The following is a 19,828-nucleotide window of genomic DNA, read 5'->3' as shown; positions in this document are numbered from 1 at the left end:
AAACGTCCGGGGACACAGCATGACCGAAGCCCGCACTCCGATCACCGTGTATTGGCGCTGGGGCTGCCCCTACTGCCTGCGACTTGCCGTCCGGTTGCGTGCGGCGGGAATCCCGTTCCGCAAGGTCCCCATTCGCGATCCCGAGGCCGCGGCCGCGGTGCGCGCGATCACCGGCGGCGACGAGATCACCCCGACCGTCCTGGTGAACGGCAAGGCCCTGGTCAATCCGAGTCTCGAGGAGATACGCGCCGCGTTGCGCGGCTAGCCGCTACCGAACCGGCTGCAGCTCGGCCGGTTCCGCCTCGGAGGGCACCCGCACCGAACGCCGCGTCGCCACCAGGAACAGCACCACCAGCAGCACGCTCAGCCAGACATAGGTGTTGCCCTCGACATGCTGCCAAGGGGTCCACGACAATTCGCGCTCGTCGTCGCCCGGCAACCAGTTCTGCGGACCGTAGACGAACACCCACGCGGTGAGCGCGGTGACCGCGAACCAGCGCAGCCGGCGCGGCCACGGAAACCGCAGCGCGTAGCCGACCATGGCGAACAGCGCGGGCGCGATCATCACCCAGTGATGCGACCACGAGATCGGCGACACCAGCAGCGTGAAGACCGCGTTGATCGCCAGCGCCAGCGGCGGGAAGTCCAGGGTGCGGCGCATCGCGACCACGACCAGCACCAGCAGCAACGCGCTCAGCACCAGCCACAGGATCGTGAACAGCGGCTTCTCGATCCCGAAGCGGGCGAGCACCGCCTGGATCGACTGGTTGGTGTGGAACGAGGACCCGCTCAACCCGGACACATTGCCCATGCCGTTGAACCAGTACTCGACCGAGGCCTTCGGCAGGATCGCGAAGGCCAGCAGGCTCGCGACCGCGCCGGTCACCGCGGCGGTGATGGCCGATCGGTAGTCCTTCTTCACCAGGAAGTAGAGGACGAACGCGGCCGGGGTCAGCTTGATGGCGGCGGCGAGGCCGATCAGCATGCCGCGCCGCCATTTGGGCTTGCGAGCCAGCACATCAGCGGCCACCAGCGCCATCAGCAGCAGGTTGACCTGCCCGAAGTTCAGCGTCGCCCAGACCGGCTCCAGGAGCATCGCCAGCGGCAGCGCGCACGCGGTGGCGAAGAGCGCGGTGCGCAGCTGGGTCTTCTCGGGCCAGATCCGGCGTGCGACCAGGTACAGCGTCACGGCCAGCGCGGCCACCGAGGACCAGAAGAACAGGAACGCCGCCGGATCCCACGGCAGCAGTGCGAACGGCCCGAGGGCCAGGGCGGCGAACGGCGGATAGATGAACGGCAGGCTGATCCCGATGCCGGTCTTGGGCAGCTCGCCGTACATATTGCCGCCGTCGCGCAGCGTCTCGATGCCGAGCCGGTAGACCTGCAGATCGATGAAGTCCCCGGTGATCGCGACATCGCCGTTGGCCAGCTGCACCGGCCAGATCGCCCCGGTCAGGAAGCGGTAGGCCACCACGACGAGGAGTGCCGGAATCAGCCACAGGACGGGCCGGAAACGACGGTCCGGTGACTTGGATGCCTCACGCGCGGTGGAACTATTCATCCGCGGCAACTATACCGATAGGACCGCGGCCCCCCGCCGGCCCCCGCGATCGGGGGACGACGGGGTACGCCCGGCAGCGCTCAGTGCGCGGCGACACCGCTGATCTCGTTCGGCGCCGAGGGCAGCGTCACGCTGGCGACGACGGCGCCCGCGGCGAGATCGATGCGATGCACCCGCTTGGTTCCCGGATCCGACACATAGGCCGTGCCGCCGCGCACGAACAGCGCGGGCCGCGCCTGCTGCCACTTCAGCGGCTCGGACCAGGAGTCCAGCACCGGAATCGACTTGGTGACCGTACCGGCGACCGGGTCGATGACGTGCAGCTTGCCGTCGGTGCCGAGCACCAGCGCCTCCCCGGCCGGCCCGCGGCCCAGCGACCGGAAGGTGTAGCTGGTGCCGAGGTCGACCAGCTTCATCGATCCGGCGGCGGTGTCGATCAGCGATACCTGGGTCGGGCGCTCCAGTTCGGCGTCCTTGTCCTTCTTGTAGTCACCGAGCACGACCGCGGACACATCGCTGCCGGCCTGGTTGCCGATCCGGCCGTACGCGTCCGGGGCGGCCACCTTGGTGATCTTGCCGTCCCGGTACACCACGGCGCCGGTCTGGCAGCCCAGCACCACGGCCTCGCCCTGCGCGGCGGCTTCGCCGTGCACGCCGGGGCAGTCCTCGCTGCGAGCGATCTCCTTGCGGTCCTTGTCCAGCACCACGATGCCGACCCGCTTGTCCTCGGTGCCCAGGGTGGTGACCAGTTGCCCGTTGCTCAGTTCGATCGCCACACCGTGGTGCGCGGCCGCGGTGCGGTAGCTGCTGATCGCGGGCTTGCCGGCTTCGAGCTGATCGGAGGCGAAGCTGGTCACCTCGCCGGAACCGTCGGCGAACAGCACCGTGCGACCGGCATGGCGCACCACGTGGCCCGGCTTGGCCGCGGCGAACTCGACGTCGGTGAACTTCGCGTCGTAAGCGTCGAAGACCTTGAAGGTGTCCTTGTGCGTGACGATCAGGTGGTGGTCGTCGCCCGCGGGATTGATCCGGTTGAAGCCTTCCAGCCGCACGTCGCCCTGCTGCTCGAGGGTCTTGCCGTGCAGCACGAGGATGCCGCCGTCGTAGGTGAGGGCGATCGGCTCGGCGCCGGCCTCGTGGCTGTGCTCGTCCTCGTCGGCCGCGCCGCAGCCGCCGAGGGCCACCACCGACGCGACGAGTCCGGACAGGGCCACGATTTTCGTGGCGCGTGACCGAATATTCATGTGTTACTCCATTTTTCTAGTGCGGCAGGAGGCCGCGGACGATGTCTTCGGTGTTGGCCCGGGCCATCTCCAGGTAGCTGCCCGCGCCCTGGCCCGGTGCGGTCAGCGACTCGGTGTGCAGTCCGATGACCCGCACGTGCAGGCCCGCGCGCTCGGCCAGGACGCGGGCGAGCCGATCGGGCTGGGAGGAGTCGACGAAGATCGCGCCGACGCCCGCGGCGCGGATCGCGTCGGCGAGGTGGCTCAGGTCCGAGGCGCTCGGCGAGGCCAGCGTGGTGCCGCTGGGAATCACCGCGCCGATCACCGTGAAGTCGAAACGCTGTGCGAGATAGCCGAATACGTGATGATTGGTGACCAGCTTGCGTTGCCCGGCCGGGATCGCGGCGAACTGTTCGGTCATCCAGGCGTCGAGCCGGTCGAGCTCGGCCAGGTATGCGGTGGTGCGCGCCCGCACCGCGGCGGTGTCGATGCCGTCGACGTCGTCGATGACCCGCGCGCTGATCAGCTCGACGGCTTTGCGCACGCGCCGGGGGTCGGTCCAGAAGTGCGGGTCCGGTTTGCCCGCGGACTCGTCGGAGCTGTAGGCGATCGGGTCGAGCTTCTCCGCCACCGAGAGCGCGGGGACACCGGCGGCGACGGCGGCGGTGACATGGCGCGCGACGCCTTCCTCCAGGCCGAGGCCGTTGTGCACCACCAGCCCGGCCCGCTCGATCTCGGCGGCTTGGCGGGCGGAGATACCGAACGAGTGCGGGTCCGCTCCGGGCGGCATCAGCACGGTGACCGGGGCGGCGTCGCCGACGATGCCGCGGGTGAGGTCGCCGAGGATATTGGTGGTGACGACGATGCCCGTGTGCTCGCCCTGCTCACCCGAGCACGCGGCGGTCGCGGGCAACAGCACTGCCAGACAAGCGATTACGCGGAGCAGAGTTCTCATTGGCCCGTCTCCACCAGCAGCGTCGGCGCGATATCCAGGGTGAAGGTGCGCGCCACGCGCAGGTTGTCGTTGTAGTCGATTTCGTGCACCACGCGTGCGGGTGCGTCGTTGAGGTAGGCCCGGGCGGAGTCGACGACGAGGTCCGGGGCGTCGGTTCCGACCGGCCCCGACAAGACCTTGTTTTGGGTTGTCGGCGTGCCGGTTTCGGGATCGAACGCGTGCAGCACGCCGTCCCGGGTCAGCGCCAGCAGTGGCGCACCCTCGCCCGCGGTATTGACCGCAGCGACGTCGGCCAGCGGCACCAGCCGCCAGGTCCGCTTGCGGACGTCGAGCGACCACAGGCCTTGCCGACCGGCCTTGGCCGTCAACGCGGTGCTGCCCGGCCGGTGCGTGAATTCGACAGCGCGCTCGTCCTCGGGCACCGGCCGGGGATACGGGATCTTCTCCCCCGTGAACCCGTCCTCCTGCTTACGCACCACCAAAGCGCCATCCGCGCAGCCGAAGACGACACCGCGGCGAGTCACCGCGTGGCCGCGCGGATCCCGGCAGACCTCGCCGATCGTGGTGACCGCCGCGCCCTCGCGCGTCCAGACCCGCACGCCCTGCGCCGTGGCGACCACCAGGTTCTCGGCGTACGGCACGGCGACGCCGTCCGCGATTCGGCCGAGCTCCACGACAGCGCCCCGATCGAGCTCGGCCCGGTTCAGCAGCGTGGTCGTGCCGTCGCCGAAAGCAACTGCGACAACGGATTTGTCGCTGTGCACGGCCGAGATCGGCCCACCCGCTATCGAACCCGGCGCGCGGATCGGGGCGCGGTAGTAGTGCACGTGGTCCTCGTGATCGACCATCCACGCACCGCTATCGGTGATCCGGACCGAATCCCCCACGCTCGCATAGCCGTAGCGGCCATCCCCCACCAGCCGCCGGATGCCCGGCGCACTGCCCGCCTCGGTGACCTTTTCGGTATTCAGGTCCAGGACTCGGATCGCACCGGTGCTCCGGTCGGCGAGGATCAGGCGTGATTGCGCGTCGGCGGTCTCCTCCGCGCCCTCGACGTAGCCGTGCGGGGTCTCCGGCGGCGGACTCGGAGCGCTCTGCGCACCGCAGCCGACCAGCGGCACCGCCACCATGGCGGCCAGCACCACCGCGGGCCCGCCGCGGCGCCGCAGCCGGTCCCGCAGTGCCGAGGCGAGGGCGGAGACGAAGAACAGTCCCACCGCCGAGATCGCGATGGTGGCGCCCGCCGCGGTCTGCGCGTGCCACGAAATGAGCAGTCCCGCAACGGTTGACAGCGCGCCGAACAGCGCCGCGAGCACCATGATCAGCGGAATCCGATCGGCCCAGAAGGTCGCCGCCGCCGGCGGCGCGATCAGCAGACCGAACACCAGCAGCGTGCCGACCACATGGAACGAGGCGACGATCGCCAGCGTCACCAGACCCACCAGCGCCACCTGCGCGAACTTCGGCCGCAGGCCGAGGGTGTGCGCCTTGCGCGGATCGAAGGCCAGCGCGACGAACGCGCGATGACCGAGGATCGTCACGCCCAGCGCGACCAGCAGCGCCACGATCAGGAACCGGAGATCGCTGGTCCGCACGCCGAGGACGTCGCCGAACAGGAACCCGGTCAGGTCCACCGCGAACGAATCCGACCGCGACACGATGATCACCCCGAGCGCCAGCATCCCCACGAACAGCAACCCGATCCCGGTGTCCGCCGCGAACCGCCGATTGCGGCTCAGCACCGACACCCCGAAAGCCATTGCCGCGCAACTGACCGCCGCGCCGAGCAGCAGATTTCCGCCGAGCAGGGCGGCCACCGCCACCCCCGGCAGCATGCCGTGCGCCATCGCGTCGCCCAGAAAAGCCATGCCCCGCACCACAACCCAGGTGCCGGCCAGCGCGCAGATGGCCGAGACCAGCAGCCCGCCCCACAGCGCTCGCTGCACGAACGTCACCTCGAACGGGTCCACCAGCCACTCCATGACGCGAGACACTATGATGAAAATGATTATCATTTCAAGTGAGGTGACATGGAACACAAACCGGACCGGGACGCGATCCGGCTGGATGCCGTCAGCGCCGGGTACGGCGGCACGGCGGTGCTGCACGAGGTGACGGCCACCATTCCCCGAGCCCAGGTCACCGCAGTGATCGGCCCCAACGGCTCCGGGAAGTCCACCCTGCTCGGCGTCCTCGCCGGCGTGCTGGCACCGCTGTGCGGCGAGTTGCACCGGTCGATCTCCGGCCGCCCCGCCTTCGTCGTGCAGCACACCGCGGTGCCCGCCACGCTCCCGCTGACCGTGCGGGAAACGGTGGCGATGGGCCGCTGGGGCGAGCGCGGCCCGTGGCGGCGGCTGACCCGGGCCGACCGCGACCTGGTGGCGGCGTGCATGGCCCGGGTAGACATCACCGACCTGGCCGCGCGCCGGCTCGACAGCCTGTCCGGCGGCCAGCGGCAACGCACCCTGCTCGCCCAGGCGCTGGCCCAGGAGTCCCGGCTGCTACTGCTCGACGAACCGGCCGCCGGTCTGGATGCGGATGCGCAGGAGGCGATTTCGCGCTGCCTCACCGAGATCAGCGCCGACGGCGTGACCGTGGTGCAGGCCACGCACGACCCCGACGAGGCCCTGCGCGCCGATCACTGCCTGTCGCTGCGCGCCGGGCGTCCCGTCGCGCAGGGCACACCGGAGGAGGTGCTGGCACACCGTTTCCGAGGCCGTTGCGAATAAAGCGCGGCGCGCGGCGCGCGGCGGTGGCACGCTCATTCGGAAGCCGGTGCCTGCTCCCGGCGCGAAGGATGGGGCTCCGATGGTCACACGGCGAGCTTTCGTACAGGGTCTCGGCATCACGGGCGGCGCCGGATTGGCCTACGGGGCAATGGCGACGCTCGGCCTGGCACCGGGCCTCCCGGACGGATCGACCCGTTTCCGATCCCCCGCCCCGAGTGCGCGCCCGGGCCGGGCCTCGATCGTGGTGCTCGGCGCCGGTCCGGCCGGGCTGTGCGCGGCCTACGAGTTGCACCGGGCGGGCTACGAGGTCACCGTGCTGGAGGCGCGGCGGCGCGTGGGTGGCCGGGTGTGGACGGCACGCGGCGGCACCGCCGAGACCGACCTCGAGGGCGAGACCCAGACCTGCGCCTTCCGCGACGGCCACTACGTCGACCTCGGCGCGAGCCGGATTCCCCAGGGCCACCTCACGATCGACTATTGCCGCGAACTCGGCGTCGCGCTCCAGCCGTTCGGCAATCAGAACGCCAACGCCCTGGTCGACTACACAGGGCGGTCGATCCCGCAGCGGGCGGCCAAAGCCGATGTCTACGGCTATCTTTCGGAGCTGCTCCAGAAGGCCGCCACCCGGGGCGCGCTCGACGACGTGCTCACCATCGCGGACAAGGAGGCGCTGTCCTCGTTCCTGCGCGACTTCGGCGATCTGTCCAGCGACGGGCGCTACCTCGGCTCCGCGCGGCGCGGCACGGAGTCCGCGCCCCTGGGCATGTCCGAGGTGATCCGCGGCGGGCTCGGCCGTGACTTCAGCTTCGAATTCGGCGCGGACCAGGCCATGATGATGCTGGCCCCGGTCGGCGGCATGGACCGGCTCGCCAGCGCGTTCCAGCGCGAAATCGGGGACGGCCGAATAAGGTTCGGCGCCGAGGTCACCGGGCTGCACAACACCGCGGACGGGGTGCGGGTCGCATTCGATCAGGGTGACGGCGCGCACGCCGTCACCGCCGACTACTGCGTCTGCGCGCTGCCACCGCAGCTGGTCGGCCGGTTGGCCACCAACCTGCCGGCCGCGGTCCTGGCCACGCTCCGGGCGGCGCGGCCCGCGTCGGCGGGAAAGCTGGGTATCGAATACTCACGCCGGTGGTGGGAGCTCGACGCCCGGATCTACGGCGGCATCACCCACACCGACCGGGACATCGCTCAGATCATGTTCCCCGCCTACGATTTCCACGGCGATGGCGGCGTGCTCGTCGGTTACTACAACACCGGCCGGCAGCAGCAGGCCTTCGAATCCCGCACGCACCAGCAGCGTCTGGCGAAAGCCGTCGACGAGGGCATTGCCATCCACGGGGCGAGCTACGGCCGCGACATCCTGTCCTCGTTCTCCGGAAGCTGGCGGCGCACCCGGTATTCCGAGGGTGCGTGGGTGGCGCCGGCCGACTACGCCGAACTGAAGTCCCCGGCGGAGCGCGTCTACTTCGCCGGGGACTACCTCTCGAATGCCGTGGGCTGGCAGCACGGCGCGCTCGCCTCGGCCCGCGAGGTGGTGACGGCGTTGCGCACGCGCGTCGCCACCAGGTGAGGAATCAGTCCCCGCGGGCCACCCGCCGGGTGGCGATGCGGTGCAGCAGCCGCGCGGCGGTCCGGGCGGTGCGGTTGTCGATGTCCAGCGCCGGATTGAGTTCCGCGACATCGCACACCGCGAGTTTGCCGCTGGCCGCCACACGGTCGGCGACCGCCTGGATCGTCTCCAGCGGTACGCCGTACGCGGCGGGCGCGCTCACGCCCGGCGCCACCGCGGCGGGCAGCACGTCCAGGTCGATGGTCAGGTAGACCAGGTCGACCGCGGCCAGGAAATCGTCGACGAACTCGCGTACTGCGGCGAGATCCGCTGTGCCGCAGTCGTCGTCGAGCAGGTAGCGCACGCCGAGCCGGTCGGCGGTATCGAACAGGGCCTGGGTGTTGCTGGGCTGACTGATACCGATCACCGAGTACTGCCAGGCCGTGCCGCCGGCCTGCTCGAGGTCGGCGATCTGACGGAACGGGGTGCCCGAGCTGGGCATCGGATCCGGGCGCAGGTCGAAGTGCGCGTCCAGGTTCAGGATTCCGAGCCGGGTGCCGGGTGCGCGGCGGGTCGAGCGGGCCAGACCGAGGTAGGTCCCGAAGGCCACCTCGTGACCGCCGCCGAGCACGATCGGGAAGTGGCCGGAATCCAGCGCGGCGGATATCGCGACGGCCAAGGCGTCCTGCCCGAATTCCAGCTGCCCGTCGGTGACTTCGACGTCGCCCGCGTCGTAGGCGCGCAGCGGCGCGGGCAGCGCCATCGATGCCAGCGCCCGCCGCAGCGCGGCGGGCCCGGCCGCCGCGCCCGGCCGCCCCTTGTTGCGCCGGACCCCCTCGTCACTGGCGAAGCCGAGGAAGACGCACGCTCCGGGATCCGCTGTCGCCGAATAGGGTTCGACCGCTTGATGCCAGCGCAGGTGCTCGGCGGTCGTGCCGTCCACCCGTCCGGTCCACGGCGGGATCGATTTTTCACCGGTCATGTCGCGGCTCCCAGGAGGTGGCGATCGCACCGCTCTTCCACACCTGGCGCACCAGGGGGACGCCCGGCCGATAGGCCAGGTGCAGATACGACGGGGCATCCAGCACCACGGCGTCGGCGCGCGTACCCGGTCGCAGCGCACCGATATCACTGCGGCGCAGTGCTTTCGCGCCGCCCGCGGTGGCCGCCCAGACCGCCTCCTCGGGTGTCATGTGCAGGTCGCGGACCGCGAGAGCGATGCAGAACGGGATGCTGGTCGTGTACGACGTGCCCGGGTTGCAGTCCGCGCCCAGGGCGACCGTCACTCCCGCGTCGAGCAGGGCCCGCGCGTCGGGATAGGTGTTGCGCGTGCAGAAGTCGGCGGCGGGCAGCACCGTCGCCACCGTCGAGCTGCCCGCCAGCGCGTCGATATCGGCCTTGCCGACGTGCGCCACGTGATCGACCGAGGCCGCGTTGTGCCGCACGGCGAGTTGCACGCCGGGTCCCCGGTGCAGCTGATTGCCGTGTACCCGCGCCGTCAGGCCCGCCGCCGCGCCCGCGGTGAGCACGGCGTCGGCCTGATCCCGATCGAAAGCGCCCTGTTCACAGAACACATCGATCCACTTCGCGTGGGGCGCACAGGCCTCGATCATCTGCGTGCACACCAGCTCGACGTAGGCGTCGGCCCGGCCCGCGTACTCCGGCGGCGGAACGTGCGCCGCGAGCAGCGTCACCTCGTCGGTGAACTCGCTCGCGATCCGCACACTGCGCAGCTCGCTCGCCACCGATTGCCCGTAGCCGCTCTTGATCTCGACCGTGGTGCTGCCCGAGCGCAACGACTCGTCCAGGAGGCGTTGCACATTCGCGCGCAACTGCGCGTCGGTGGCCTCCCGGGTCGCGGCGATGGTGGTGCGGATACCGCCGGCGGCGTAGGGCTTCCCGGCCATCCGCGCGCCGAATTCCTCGGCTCGGTCCCCGGCGAACACCAGGTGCGAATGGCTTTCGACGAACCCCGGCAGCACGGCCGCGCCGGCCAGGTCGTGCGCCGTATCGGCGTCGGGGGCCTGCCCGGCGGGGCCGACCCACGCCACCACCTCACCGTCGAAAACGACGGCGGCATCGTGCATCACGCCGAGCGGTCCGTCCCCGGCGGCGGGGTCGTTGGTCACCAGCGTGCCGATATTGCTCAGCAGCACCGACACGGGTCAGCCTTCCGTCATGGGGACGCGCACGCCACGCTCCCGGGCCACGTCGGCGGCGTGCTCGTAGCCCGCGTCGACGTGCCGGATGACGCCCATCCCGGGGTCGTTGGTCAGCACTCGGCTGATCTTCTCGGCGGCCAGCTCGGTGCCATCGGCGATGCACACCTGACCGGCGTGGATGGAGCGTCCCATGCCGACACCGCCGCCGTGGTGGATGGAGACCCACGACGCGCCGGAGGCGGTGTTGACCAGGGCGTTGAGCAGCGGCCAGTCGGCGATCGCGTCGGAGCCGTCGAGCATCGCCTCGGTCTCGCGGTAGGGCGAGGCCACCGACCCGGAATCGAGATGGTCCCGGCCGATGGCGACGGGCGCCGACAGCTCGCCGGAGGCCACCATCTCGTTGAACTTCAGGCCCGCGAGGTGCCGCTCGCCGTAGCCGAGCCAGCAGATGCGGGCCGGCAGCCCCTCGAAAGCGACTTTCTCCCCGGCCATTTTGATCCAGCGGCGCAGATGATCGTTGTCCGGGAACAGCTCCAGGATCGCCTTGTCGGTGGCGGCGATGTCCTGCGGGTCGCCCGAGAGCGCGGCCCAGCGGAACGGGCCGAGCCCCTCCTCGAACAGCGGGCGGATGTAGGCGGGCACGAAGCCGGGGAACTCGAACGCCCGGCCGTAGCCGCCCTTTCGCGCCTCGTCCCGGATCGAGTTGCCGTAGTCGAAGACCTCCGCGCCCGCGTCCTGGAAGCCGACCATCGCCTCGACATGGCGGGCCATCGATTCCTGGGCCTGCCGGGTGAACAGCTCCGGATCGCGCTCGGCGGCGGACTTCATGTCCGCGAACGGCATTCCCGCGGGCAGGTAGGCCAGCGGGTCGTGGGCCGAGGTCTGATCGGTGACGATGTCGATGGGCGCGCCCATGGCCAGCAAACGCGGGAAGACCTCCGCGGCATTGCCTTCCACGCCGATGGACAGCGGCCGCCCGGCGTCGCGCGCCGCCACGGCCAGGCGCAGCGCGTGCTCGAGATCGTCGGCCTTGGTGTCGAGGTACTTGTGCGCGATCCGGCGATCGATCCGGGTGACATCGCAGTCGACGCAGATCACGACGCCCTCGTTCATGGTGACGGCCAGCGGCTGCGCACCGCCCATGCCGCCGAGCCCGGCGGTCAGGGTGATGGTGCCCGCCAGGGTGCCGCTCCCCCGGCCCGCGGCCGCGAGTTTGCGGGCAACGGCGCCGAAGGTTTCGTAGGTGCCCTGCAGGATGCCCTGGGTACCGATGTAGATCCAGGATCCGGCGGTCATCTGCCCGTACATGGTCAGCCCGAGTTCCTCGAGCCGCCGGAACTCCTCCCAGTTGGCCCAGTCCCCGACGAGATTCGAGTTGGCGATGAGCACGCGCGGCGCCCACTCGTGGGTGCGGAACACCCCGACCGGCTTGCCCGACTGCACCAGCATGGTCTCGTCGGACCGCAGCGTCCGCAGCGTGCGCACCATCGCGTCGAAGGCCGGCCAGCTGCGGGCCGCCCGGCCGGTACCGCCGTAGACGACGAGGCTGTCGGGATGCTCGGCGACCTCGGGGTCCAGGTTGTTCATCAGCATGCGCAGGGCCCCCTCCTGCTGCCAGCCCAGGGTGGTGAGTTCGCTGCCGCGGGGCGCGGATACGGGGCGGGCGCCCTCGGTACGGTCGGACATGGGGTCTGCTCCTTGAGGATTGGAGTTGCGAGGCCGGATCAGGCTCGGGTGTCGGCCATTTCGGTGTCCGCCGGGTAGATCATCCGGTCGGGCGGAGTGCTGGTGCGCCGCGCCAGCGGGTAGTAGAGGGCGGCGGTGAGCGCGATGCCGACGATCCACGAGATGTCGGCACCGCCGAGCATCGTGGTGATCGGACCGGTGTAGAGCTTCTGGGCCAGGAACGGGATCTGGGCGATCACGCCGACGACGTAGCAGCTCAGCGCCGTCACGTTCCAGCGCCCGTAGCGGCCGTTGACGTCGTAGAGCGCCGGAATGTCCACGCGCTCTTTGGAGATCAGGTAGTAGTCGATCAGGTTGATCGCGCTCCACGGGGTGAACACCATCAGCAGCACGAGCACGAAATTCTTGAAGTTGTTCAGGAAGTCGGCGCTGGCCGCGATCGCGATGAGCATCGAGATGCCGGTGAAGCCGACGATGTAGGCGGTGCGCGCGGCGGTCGAGATGCGGGACTGGCCGTTGAACGCGGTGACGGTGGTCAGGATGGACATGAAGCCGCCGTAGGCGTTGAGGCAGTTCACCGTCAGCTTGCCCACCACGATCACCAGGTAGATCAGCGTGGCGACGAGTGCGGGCCCGGCCAGCTCGCCGACGAAGCCGACCTGATCGGAGAGGAAGGACTTGCCGGCGCACGCGGCGATCAGCACGCCGAGCGTCATCGCCCACTGCGAGCCGAGCACCGAGCCGGCGAAGGTGGACCAGAAGGTGGTGCGCTCACTGGTGGAACGCGGCAGGTAGCGGGAGTAGTCGGCGACGTACGGGCCGAAGGTGAGCTGCCAGCCCGCGCCCAGGGAGACCGCGAGCAGGAATGTCGCGATGTCGAAACCCTTGGTGCCCATGAAGTTCGAGACGTCGTATTCGGCGAACAGCCGCACACACAGGTAGGTGAAGCCCAGCGCGCCGACCACGGTGGCGATCCGGCCGACCACGTGGATCAGGTTGTATCCGGTGACCGCCACGAACGCGGTGAGCCCGCCGAAGACCAGGATGCCGACCACCGGGCTGTCGACGTGCAGGATCTTGTTGACGGCCTGGCCCGCCAGCACCGTGCCGGTGGCCGCGAAGCCCAGATACATCAGCACGACGAGCAGCAACGGCAGCACCGCGCCCTGCACGCCGAACTGCGCGCGGCTCGAGATCATCTGCGGCAGGCCCATGCGCGGGCCCTGCGCGGAATGCAGCGCCATCACCGCGCCGCCGACCACGTTGCCGATGAGCAGGCCGAGGATGGCCCACCAGGCGTCGGCGCCGAAGACCACGGCCAGCGCGCCGTCGACGATCGCGGTGATCTGCATGTTCGCGCCGAACCACAGGGTGAACTGGCTGCGCGGCGAACCGTGCCGTTCGTGGTCGGGTACGACGTCGATGGTCCGGCGTTCCGGAGTGAGCCCGGCCCCGGACCGGTCGTCGTGTGTCGTCACTGGCTTGCCCTCAATCACTGTGTGCCGCGTCACGCTCGCGGCGGCTGAGGTGTATAGTCCTGTATATACAACTCACTGTCAAGCGTTAGACTGCAGCCGCTGGTGGTGACTTCAGGGATGGGTGTGGACATGGCGATCGCGGCGGTCGACACGGAACTTGCTGCGCTGTTCCGGGATTCGGGGCAGTCCGCGCCGGCCTACGAACGCGTCAAGAGCCTGGTCAGCACCCAGATCAAGTCCGGGCGCTGGTCCGAGGGCGATCAGCTGCCCTCGGAGAACCAGCTCGTCGCCGCCCTCGGCCTGTCCCGGATGACCATCAACCGGGCGCTGCGCGAACTCACCGCCGCCGGGCTGGTCGTGCGGCACGCCGGTGTCGGCACCTTCGTCGCGGGCACCAAGGCACCGTCCGCGCTGTTCGAGGTGAAGAACATCGCCGACGAGATCCAGCAGCGCGGGCACCGGCACCGCACCCAGGTGGTCTCGGTCCGCGAGGAAGCACTCGACCGGCGCTCGGTCATGCGAGAACTGCTGCCGCGCAATGTCTTCCATTCCGTCCTCGTGCATTACGAGGACGACGTGCCGATCCAGGTCGAGGACCGCCTGGTCAATCCGGCCGAGGCGCCGGACTACCTGGAACAGGATTTCACCGCGCTGACGCCGAACACCTATCTGAGCAAGGCGGCGCCGCTGGAACGCGGTGAGCACATCGTCGAGGCGGTGCTCGGGTCGGCCGAGGAATGCATGCTGCTCGGCATCGAGCGCGGCGAACCGTGCCTGCTCATCCGCCGGCGCACCTGGTCCTCGACCGGCCTGGTGAGCGCCGCCCGGCTGGTCCACCCGGGCTCGCGCAATCGGCTCGAAGGGGTCTTCGGCAACCGCTAGAGTGCGTCGATGGCGCAGGAGACAGCAATCGAGTTGCGGCCCGGCCGGGCGGCCGACGCCCCCGCGGTCGCACAGCTCTGGTATGACGGCTGGCGCGAGGCGCACCTCGGCAACGTGTCCGAGGAGCTGGTGGCGATCCGCTCCCGCGAATCGTTCGATACCCGTGCCGCACAGCTCGTTCCGGTGACCATCGTCGCCACGGTCGACGGTGCGGTGGCCGGATTCGTCATGGTCGAACACGACGAGGTGGAGCAGGTCTACCTCGGCGCGCGGCACCGCGGCAGCGGCGTGGCCACGCTGCTGCTGGCCGCCGCCGAGCAGGCGGTACGCGACCACGGCCAGCGGCGGGCGTGGCTGGCCGTGGTCGCCGGAAACACCCGGGCACGGCGGTTCTACGAGCGCAACGGCTGGCTCGACGACGGCGAATTCGTCCATGCCGCACCGGGTCCGGACGGCCCGGTGCCGGTGCCCTCGCACCGCTATGTCAAGCACCTGAGCTAGCTGCGCTCCTTGGCCAGCTTCTGCCGCATCTGCTCATAGTTCGGATGCAGCTTGCACCATCCCGGCACCCGATCCGGGTCATAGGCCCGCATGGTGTGCTCCAGTTCCCGGATATCGCGCCAGTGCGTGGCGTCGCGATAGAGCAGGCCGACTTCGTCGGCCACGAAGGTGTTTCCGGTATTGCGCGCCACCCACTGCGGCCCGAAATTGAGGTACTTCAGGAATTCCAGCCCGGCCACCTCGCCGTATTCCTTGGCATATTGCGGGTTTTCGAGCTGCAAACCCTTGAAGCCGAGCTGGCTCTTCGGGTTCTTGCCGAGGTAGGGCCAGCCCACCACGGTGATCAGGACCAGCCCGAACGGCACCCGGGTGTGGTTGGTCTGCGCGAGCACGCCTTGGAACAGGCCGTTGTTCGCCCCGATGGACTCCACGTAGGAGCTCATCGAGGGATCCTGGCTGTTGCCGTAGTTACCGGTGTGCGGATTCCGGAAGATCACCAGGTCGAACGGCCCGTAGGAGGGGTGCCCGACCGCGTTCACACCCAGTTCGACGTTGACGCCGGACTGCACGAGCGCCGCGATGTTCGCCTCCACCCGGGTCCCGTACTGCCGCCGCAACTGGTCGAGGGTGCGCAGTTCGGTGGCCATGACATCCACCGGCACATGGGAGGTCGAGTCGTGCGGATCGAACGGCGCGAAAGCCGGCAGTTGCAGCGCCTTCAGCGCTTCCTGCAAATATTCGATCACATAGGAGAAATCGCCACAGCCGTAGAGGATTACGCGCATAGGAAAGACCTGCGATTCTGCGAATAAATTCTTTGTCCGGCGAGCGCCGGATTCCAACCAACTCAGTGTATGGCCGTATCCTGTTGTGCCGCAGACAATTAGACGGCAGACAAAGAGACACTCCGGTCGGTTGGTATTCTGCTGAAATGAACGCTGACCGCCGCACCCGTGCCGTCGCGTCGCTGCACGGCGTGGCCGTCGGCGACGGATTCGGCTCCTCCTTCTTCGTCCCGGAAAACTCGCCCAGCCTGCACGCCCGCACGCTCCCGCGCGCACCGTGGTTCTGGACCGACGACGCCGAGATGGCCTGCTCGGTGTACGCCGTCCTGGACCGGCTCGGCCGGATCGACCAGGACGCGCTGGCCGCGTCCTTCGCCGAGCACCACGATTTCGATCGGGGCTACGGCGCGGGCGTGAACCGGATGCTCCGCCTGATCCGCCAGGAAGGCGGCGACTGGCGCGAATTGGCCGGTGCCGCCTTCGACGGGCGCGGCTCCTGGGGCAACGGCGGCGCGATGCGCGTCGCGCCAGTGGGCGCGTTCTTCGCCGATGACCTCGACCGCGTCGCCCGCGAGGCGGCGCTGTCGGCCGAGGTCACCCACACCCATCCCGAAGGCATCGCGGGCGCGATCGCGGTGGCCGTGGCCGCCGCGCTCGATCTGCGCGGCGCCGACCTGCTGGCGGCGGTCGCCGAGTACACCCCGCCCGGGCTGGTCCGCAACGGCATCGAGACCGCGGCGGGCCTGCTGCACCTGAACGATTCCCGCAGTGCCGCGGCCACTCTCGGCACCGGGCGCGAGGTCTCCGCGCCCGACACCGTCCCGCTCTGCCTCTGGGTGGTCGCCAAACATCCGCACGACTTCACCGAGGCACTGTGGGCCACCGCCATCGCCTCCGACGATGTCGACACCACCTGCGCCATCGTCGGCGGCATCCTGGCCGCCCGGCTCGGGATCGAGGCGATCCCGCCGGACTGGTTGCGCAGCTGCGAACCCCTGCCGAAGTGGGCCGGCGTCCCGGCGGGAAAGCCCGACATGTGGTCCGGCTGGATCGCACCCGACGATCGCTACTCGGTGGACTGACTGCCGAGATCGGCACCGCCGCGCAGTTTCCGGAGCACCAGCGCGACCACCGGCCACAGCAGAATCACCGCGATGATCGCGTAAACGATTCTGGCGAACCAGGTGTCGACCAGCCCGCTCAGCGCGCCGTCGCTGATCTGCAACGCGCGCCGCATCTGCATTTCCGCGTTCGGTCCCAGGATGACGCCGATGATCGCGGGCAGCAGCGGCAGCCCGAATCGGCGCATGAGAAAACCGATTACGCCGATCACGAGGAGCAGCACCAGATCCACCACGTCGCCGGAGACCGCGTACGCGCCGACGCTGGCGAAGAACAGGATGCCCGCGTACAGGTAGGGCCGCGGGATCCGCAGCAGCTTCGCCCACACCGGGGCCAGCGGCAGATTCAGCACCAGCAGCAGGACGGTGCCGATGAACAGGCTCGCGATGAGCGTCCACACCAGCTCCGATTCCCGCTGGAACAGCAGGGGTCCCGGCTGGATCCCATATTGCTGGAACGCGGCCAGCATGACCGCGGCGGTCGCCGTGGTCGGCAGGCCGAGGGTCAGCATGGTGGTCAGCGTGCCCGCCGCCGACGCGCTCGCGGTCGACTCCGGGCCCGCGACGCCCTCGATCGCGCCCTTGCCCCATTCGTCCTTGTGCTTGGACAACCGCTTCTCGGTCGCATAGGACAGGAAGGTCGGGATCTCCGCGCCGCCCGCGGGCACCGCGCCGAACGGGAATCCGATGACCGGCCCGCGCAGCCAGGGCTTCCAGGAGCGGTCGAAGTCCTTGCGGCTCAACCAGGCTCGGCCTACCGGAATGGCCCGGCCCGGATTGCGGCGCAGGTGCGCGGCCACCCACAGCGCCTCACCGACCGCGAAGAGCCCGACGGCGACGATGATCACGTCGATGCCGTCGGCCAGTTGCAACGATCCGAAGGTCAGCCGCTGCTGGCCGGTGATCGGGTCCAGCCCGATCAGGCCCAGCGCCAAACCGATTCCGAGCGAGGCGAATCCACGCACCCGGGAGCTGCCGAGCACCGAGGTGACGGCGATGAACGCCAGCAGCATGATCGCGAAGTAGTCGGGCGCGCCGATGTCCACCGCGAACTTTGCCACCAGGGGCGCGGTCAGCACCAGCAGGGCGGTGCCCACGATGCCGCCGACGAAGTGACCGATGGCGGCGGTCGCCAAAGCCTGTGCGCCACGGCCTTTCTTGGCCATCGGATGGCCCTCGATCGCGGTGACCACCGCGGCGGTCTCGCCCGGGGTGTTCAACAGGATCGAGGTGGTCGAACCGCCGAACATGCCGCCGTAGTAGATACCGGCGAACATGATGAACGCGCCCGTCGGCTCGACGCTGTAGGTGAGGGGCAGCAGCAGCGCCACCGCCATCGCCGGCCCGATGCCGGGCAGCACGCCGATGGCGGTACCCAGCAGCACGCCCACCGCGGCCAGCAGCAGATGTGTCGGAGTCAGCGCGGTGCCGAAGCCCGCCATGAGATTCGATAGGGCATCCATCAGAGCTCACCCACCCCGCCGGCTCCGCCGGCTGCCGTCCCCCAGGAGAAGACTCCTTCCAACGGTCCCCCGGGCAGCGTCACGCCGAGCAACTCGCCGAACACCACATAGGTCGCCAGGGCCAGCGCCACCGCGATGAGCGGGTCGCGCACCAGATGTCTGCTGCCGAGCGCGAAGGCCGCGCCCCAGAACAGCAGGGTGCCCGCGATGGGGAAACCGACGATGTCGATCAGGACGATGTTCGCGACAAAGACCGCGATCAGCAGTGCGACGGTGCGCCATTCCGGCGGGGCGGTCAGGTCGACGTCCTCGCCGCCCTCGGCCACGCCGCGGCCGCCACGCAGCACGTCGACGGCGAGCGCGAGCGCGACCACCACCAGCAGTGCGCCGACCACCAAGGGCATCGCCTTCGGCCCGACCGGGCCGCGCTGGGTGAAGGCGGTCGACATCCGCAGGGCGTCGACGATCACCACCGCGCCCGCACCCGCGAGCAGGACCGAGACCACCAGCTCCGAGCGGTCCCGGAACCAGCCCGCCACACCGGTTCTCGGTTCCCGCAGCGCGACTTCCGGCTCCTCGGCGCCCGATTCCGCGGCGCCGGATTCCGGAGCCGGACTCATGCCAGCCCCAGATCCTTCAGCACGGCACCGCACTGATCGGTCTGCTGCTGGATGAAGGTGCCGAAGTCGGCGCCGGTCAGGAACGCATCGCCCCAGCCGTTGGTGCGGACCGCTTCCTTCCACTCCGCGGAATCGTGCATCTTCGTGTACGCGTCGATCAGGGCCTTGCGCTCGTCGTCGCTGATCCCGGGCGGGGCGACCACGCCGCGCCAGTTGGTGAATTCGACATTGATGCCGGCTTCTTTCAAGGTCGGCGCGTTCACACCGTCGATGCGCTTGGGCCCGGTCACCGCGAGCACCCGCAGCTCACCGGCCTGGATCTGGTCCAGGTATTCGCCGACGCCCGAGACTCCGAATGAGATCTTGTTGCCGAGCACCGAGGCGAGCAGTTCGCCACCGCCGTCGAAGGGCACGTAGTTGACGGCCTTCGGTTCGATGCCGATGGCCTTGGCGACCAGCATCGGGGCCAGATGGTCCGGGCCGCCCGGCGAGGAGCCGCCGCCGACCGGGACCGCGCCCGGGTTCGCCTTCCAGTCCGCGACCAGCTGGTCGATGGCGGTGTACTTGGAGTTCTTGGAGACGACGATGATGTCGGGTTCGTCGATCAGCCGGGCGATCGGCGTGGTGTCGGTCAGCTTGGATGGCGACTTGTTGGTGTAGACGCTACCCACGACGCCCAGGCCCATCTGCATGACCAGCTTGCCGTTGCCCTTCTCCCCGACCAGCCGACCCAGGCCGACCGTGCCGCCGGCGCCGGGCAGGTTGAAAACCTCGACCGAGCGGGCGATCCCGGCGTCCTCCAGGACCTTCGCCGAGGTGCGGGCGGTGATGTCGTAGCCGCCGCCCGGCGAGTTCGGGACCATGATCCGCACGCCGGACAACGTGTCGCCCGCGCCGCCCGCACCGTTGCAGGCGGTCAGCGCGACCGCGGCGACGGCACCGGCGAAGGCGGTCAGCAACTTCCGAGTATTCACTGGAGATCCTCATCTCTCATCGTTGAGCTGGACGAAGTGTGAGCTGGCCCACCACCCCCTGTCTGCTTTGCGTCCACAACGTTTGTTGTGGTCATAGTGTTCACGCCGAACCGGGCCCGTTTCCGGTGGCGGG

At 69.6% G+C, this 19,828-nt stretch carries 18 protein-coding genes; 6 read left to right on the top strand and 12 right to left on the bottom strand.

Annotated elements, in window-relative coordinates; all coding sequences use genetic code 11:
• The first annotated feature begins 19 nt into the window (after positions 1-19).
• Positions 20-265: a glutaredoxin domain-containing protein gene (locus AB0H76_RS03160; protein WP_357316619.1), complete on the top strand. Its 246-nt coding sequence runs from the start codon at positions 20-22 to the stop codon at positions 263-265.
• 3 nt (positions 266-268) lie between these two features.
• On the opposite strand, the gene AB0H76_RS03155 is transcribed toward AB0H76_RS03160, so the two are convergent.
• The 4 genes from AB0H76_RS03155 to aztB all read right to left on the bottom strand — a co-directional run bounded on the left by AB0H76_RS03155 (position 269) and on the right by aztB (position 5,721).
• Entirely contained in the window at positions 269-1,561 is a 1,293-nt protein-coding gene (locus AB0H76_RS03155) for a glycosyltransferase 87 family protein (RefSeq protein WP_357316617.1), read from the bottom strand.
• An 80-nt stretch (positions 1,562-1,641) separates the two neighbouring features.
• Positions 1,642-2,805: a zinc metallochaperone AztD gene (aztD, locus tag AB0H76_RS03150; protein WP_357316615.1), complete on the bottom strand. Its 1,164-nt coding sequence runs from the start codon at positions 2,803-2,805 to the stop codon at positions 1,642-1,644.
• Positions 2,806-2,821: 16 nt separating this feature from the next.
• Entirely contained in the window at positions 2,822-3,739 is a 918-nt protein-coding gene (aztC, locus tag AB0H76_RS03145) for a zinc ABC transporter substrate-binding protein AztC (protein ID WP_357316612.1), read from the bottom strand.
• Positions 3,736-5,721 carry a zinc ABC transporter permease AztB gene (gene aztB / locus AB0H76_RS03140; protein WP_357316609.1) on the bottom strand — a complete coding sequence of 662 codons (1,986 nt, stop codon included), beginning with the start codon at positions 5,719-5,721 and terminating at the stop codon, positions 3,736-3,738. Before aztB ends, aztC begins: the two co-directional genes overlap by 4 nt.
• A gap of 48 nt (positions 5,722-5,769) precedes the next feature.
• Here aztB and aztA point away from each other — a divergent pair, with 48 nt between their 5' ends.
• Positions 5,770-6,468 carry a zinc ABC transporter ATP-binding protein AztA gene (aztA, locus tag AB0H76_RS03135; RefSeq protein ID WP_357316607.1) on the top strand — a complete coding sequence of 233 codons (699 nt, stop codon included), beginning with the start codon at positions 5,770-5,772 and terminating at the stop codon, positions 6,466-6,468.
• A 79-nt stretch (positions 6,469-6,547) separates the two neighbouring features.
• A complete protein-coding gene (locus AB0H76_RS03130; protein WP_357316604.1) occupies positions 6,548-8,044 on the top strand; it encodes an FAD-dependent oxidoreductase in 1,497 nt (498 codons plus the stop codon).
• Between the two features lie 4 nt (positions 8,045-8,048).
• Here the strand turns inward: AB0H76_RS03130 and hutG are convergent, their stop codons facing one another.
• The 4 genes from hutG to AB0H76_RS03110 are packed head-to-tail and all read right to left on the bottom strand — an operon-like array spanning position 8,049 to position 13,349.
• Positions 8,049-9,005, bottom strand: a complete 957-nt coding sequence (gene hutG, locus AB0H76_RS03125; protein ID WP_357316601.1) for a formimidoylglutamase — start codon at positions 9,003-9,005, stop codon at positions 8,049-8,051.
• On the bottom strand, positions 8,995-10,185 hold the full coding sequence (gene hutI, locus AB0H76_RS03120) for an imidazolonepropionase (RefSeq protein ID WP_357316598.1): 1,191 nt from the start codon (positions 10,183-10,185) through the stop codon (positions 8,995-8,997). The genes hutG and hutI overlap by 11 nt, the downstream gene beginning before the upstream one ends.
• Before the next feature lie 3 nt (positions 10,186-10,188).
• Positions 10,189-11,871, bottom strand: coding sequence for a urocanate hydratase (hutU, locus tag AB0H76_RS03115; protein WP_357316595.1), 1,683 nt, complete (start codon positions 11,869-11,871; stop codon positions 10,189-10,191).
• A gap of 38 nt (positions 11,872-11,909) precedes the next feature.
• Positions 11,910-13,349, bottom strand: a complete 1,440-nt coding sequence (locus AB0H76_RS03110) for a cytosine permease (RefSeq protein WP_357316592.1) — start codon at positions 13,347-13,349, stop codon at positions 11,910-11,912.
• A 129-nt stretch (positions 13,350-13,478) separates the two neighbouring features.
• Between AB0H76_RS03110 and hutC the strand changes: the two genes are divergently transcribed.
• Both hutC and AB0H76_RS03100 read left to right on the top strand, forming a co-directional pair.
• Positions 13,479-14,231 carry a histidine utilization repressor gene (gene hutC, locus AB0H76_RS03105; RefSeq protein ID WP_357320350.1) on the top strand — a complete coding sequence of 251 codons (753 nt, stop codon included), beginning with the start codon at positions 13,479-13,481 and terminating at the stop codon, positions 14,229-14,231.
• Between the two features lie 9 nt (positions 14,232-14,240).
• Positions 14,241-14,732 carry a GNAT family N-acetyltransferase gene (locus AB0H76_RS03100; RefSeq protein WP_357316589.1) on the top strand — a complete coding sequence of 164 codons (492 nt, stop codon included), beginning with the start codon at positions 14,241-14,243 and terminating at the stop codon, positions 14,730-14,732.
• On the opposite strand, the gene AB0H76_RS03095 is transcribed toward AB0H76_RS03100, so the two are convergent.
• Positions 14,729-15,517, bottom strand: a complete 789-nt coding sequence (locus AB0H76_RS03095) for a Rossmann-like fold-containing protein (RefSeq protein WP_357316586.1) — start codon at positions 15,515-15,517, stop codon at positions 14,729-14,731. The genes AB0H76_RS03100 and AB0H76_RS03095 overlap by 4 nt on opposite strands.
• Positions 15,518-15,663: 146 nt before the next feature.
• Between AB0H76_RS03095 and AB0H76_RS03090 the strand changes: the two genes are divergently transcribed.
• A complete protein-coding gene (locus AB0H76_RS03090; RefSeq protein ID WP_357316584.1) occupies positions 15,664-16,599 on the top strand; it encodes an ADP-ribosylglycohydrolase family protein in 936 nt (311 codons plus the stop codon).
• On the opposite strand, the gene AB0H76_RS03085 is transcribed toward AB0H76_RS03090, so the two are convergent.
• Genes AB0H76_RS03085 through AB0H76_RS03075 form a run of 3 tightly spaced genes read right to left on the bottom strand, consistent with a single transcriptional unit; the run spans position 16,584 to position 19,695 of the window.
• Positions 16,584-18,101 (bottom strand): tripartite tricarboxylate transporter permease, encoded by a 1,518-nt coding sequence (locus AB0H76_RS03085; protein WP_357316582.1) that lies wholly within the window; start codon positions 18,099-18,101, stop codon positions 16,584-16,586. The genes AB0H76_RS03090 and AB0H76_RS03085 overlap by 16 nt on opposite strands.
• On the bottom strand, positions 18,101-18,721 hold the full coding sequence (locus AB0H76_RS03080; RefSeq protein ID WP_357316579.1) for a tripartite tricarboxylate transporter TctB family protein: 621 nt from the start codon (positions 18,719-18,721) through the stop codon (positions 18,101-18,103). Before AB0H76_RS03080 ends, AB0H76_RS03085 begins: the two co-directional genes overlap by 1 nt.
• The gene (locus tag AB0H76_RS03075) at positions 18,718-19,695 is read right to left on the bottom strand and encodes a tripartite tricarboxylate transporter substrate-binding protein (RefSeq protein WP_357316576.1); all 978 of its coding nucleotides are present in this window, start codon (positions 19,693-19,695) and stop codon (positions 18,718-18,720) included. The genes AB0H76_RS03080 and AB0H76_RS03075 overlap by 4 nt, the downstream gene beginning before the upstream one ends.
• Positions 19,696-19,828 lie beyond the last annotated feature (133 nt).

The organism is Nocardia sp. NPDC050712 (assembly GCF_040654295.1).
GTDB lineage: Bacteria > Actinomycetota > Actinomycetes > Mycobacteriales > Mycobacteriaceae > Nocardia.
The sequence above is the reverse complement of the archived record's forward strand: the minus strand, read 5'-3'. Positions and strand labels throughout refer to the sequence as shown.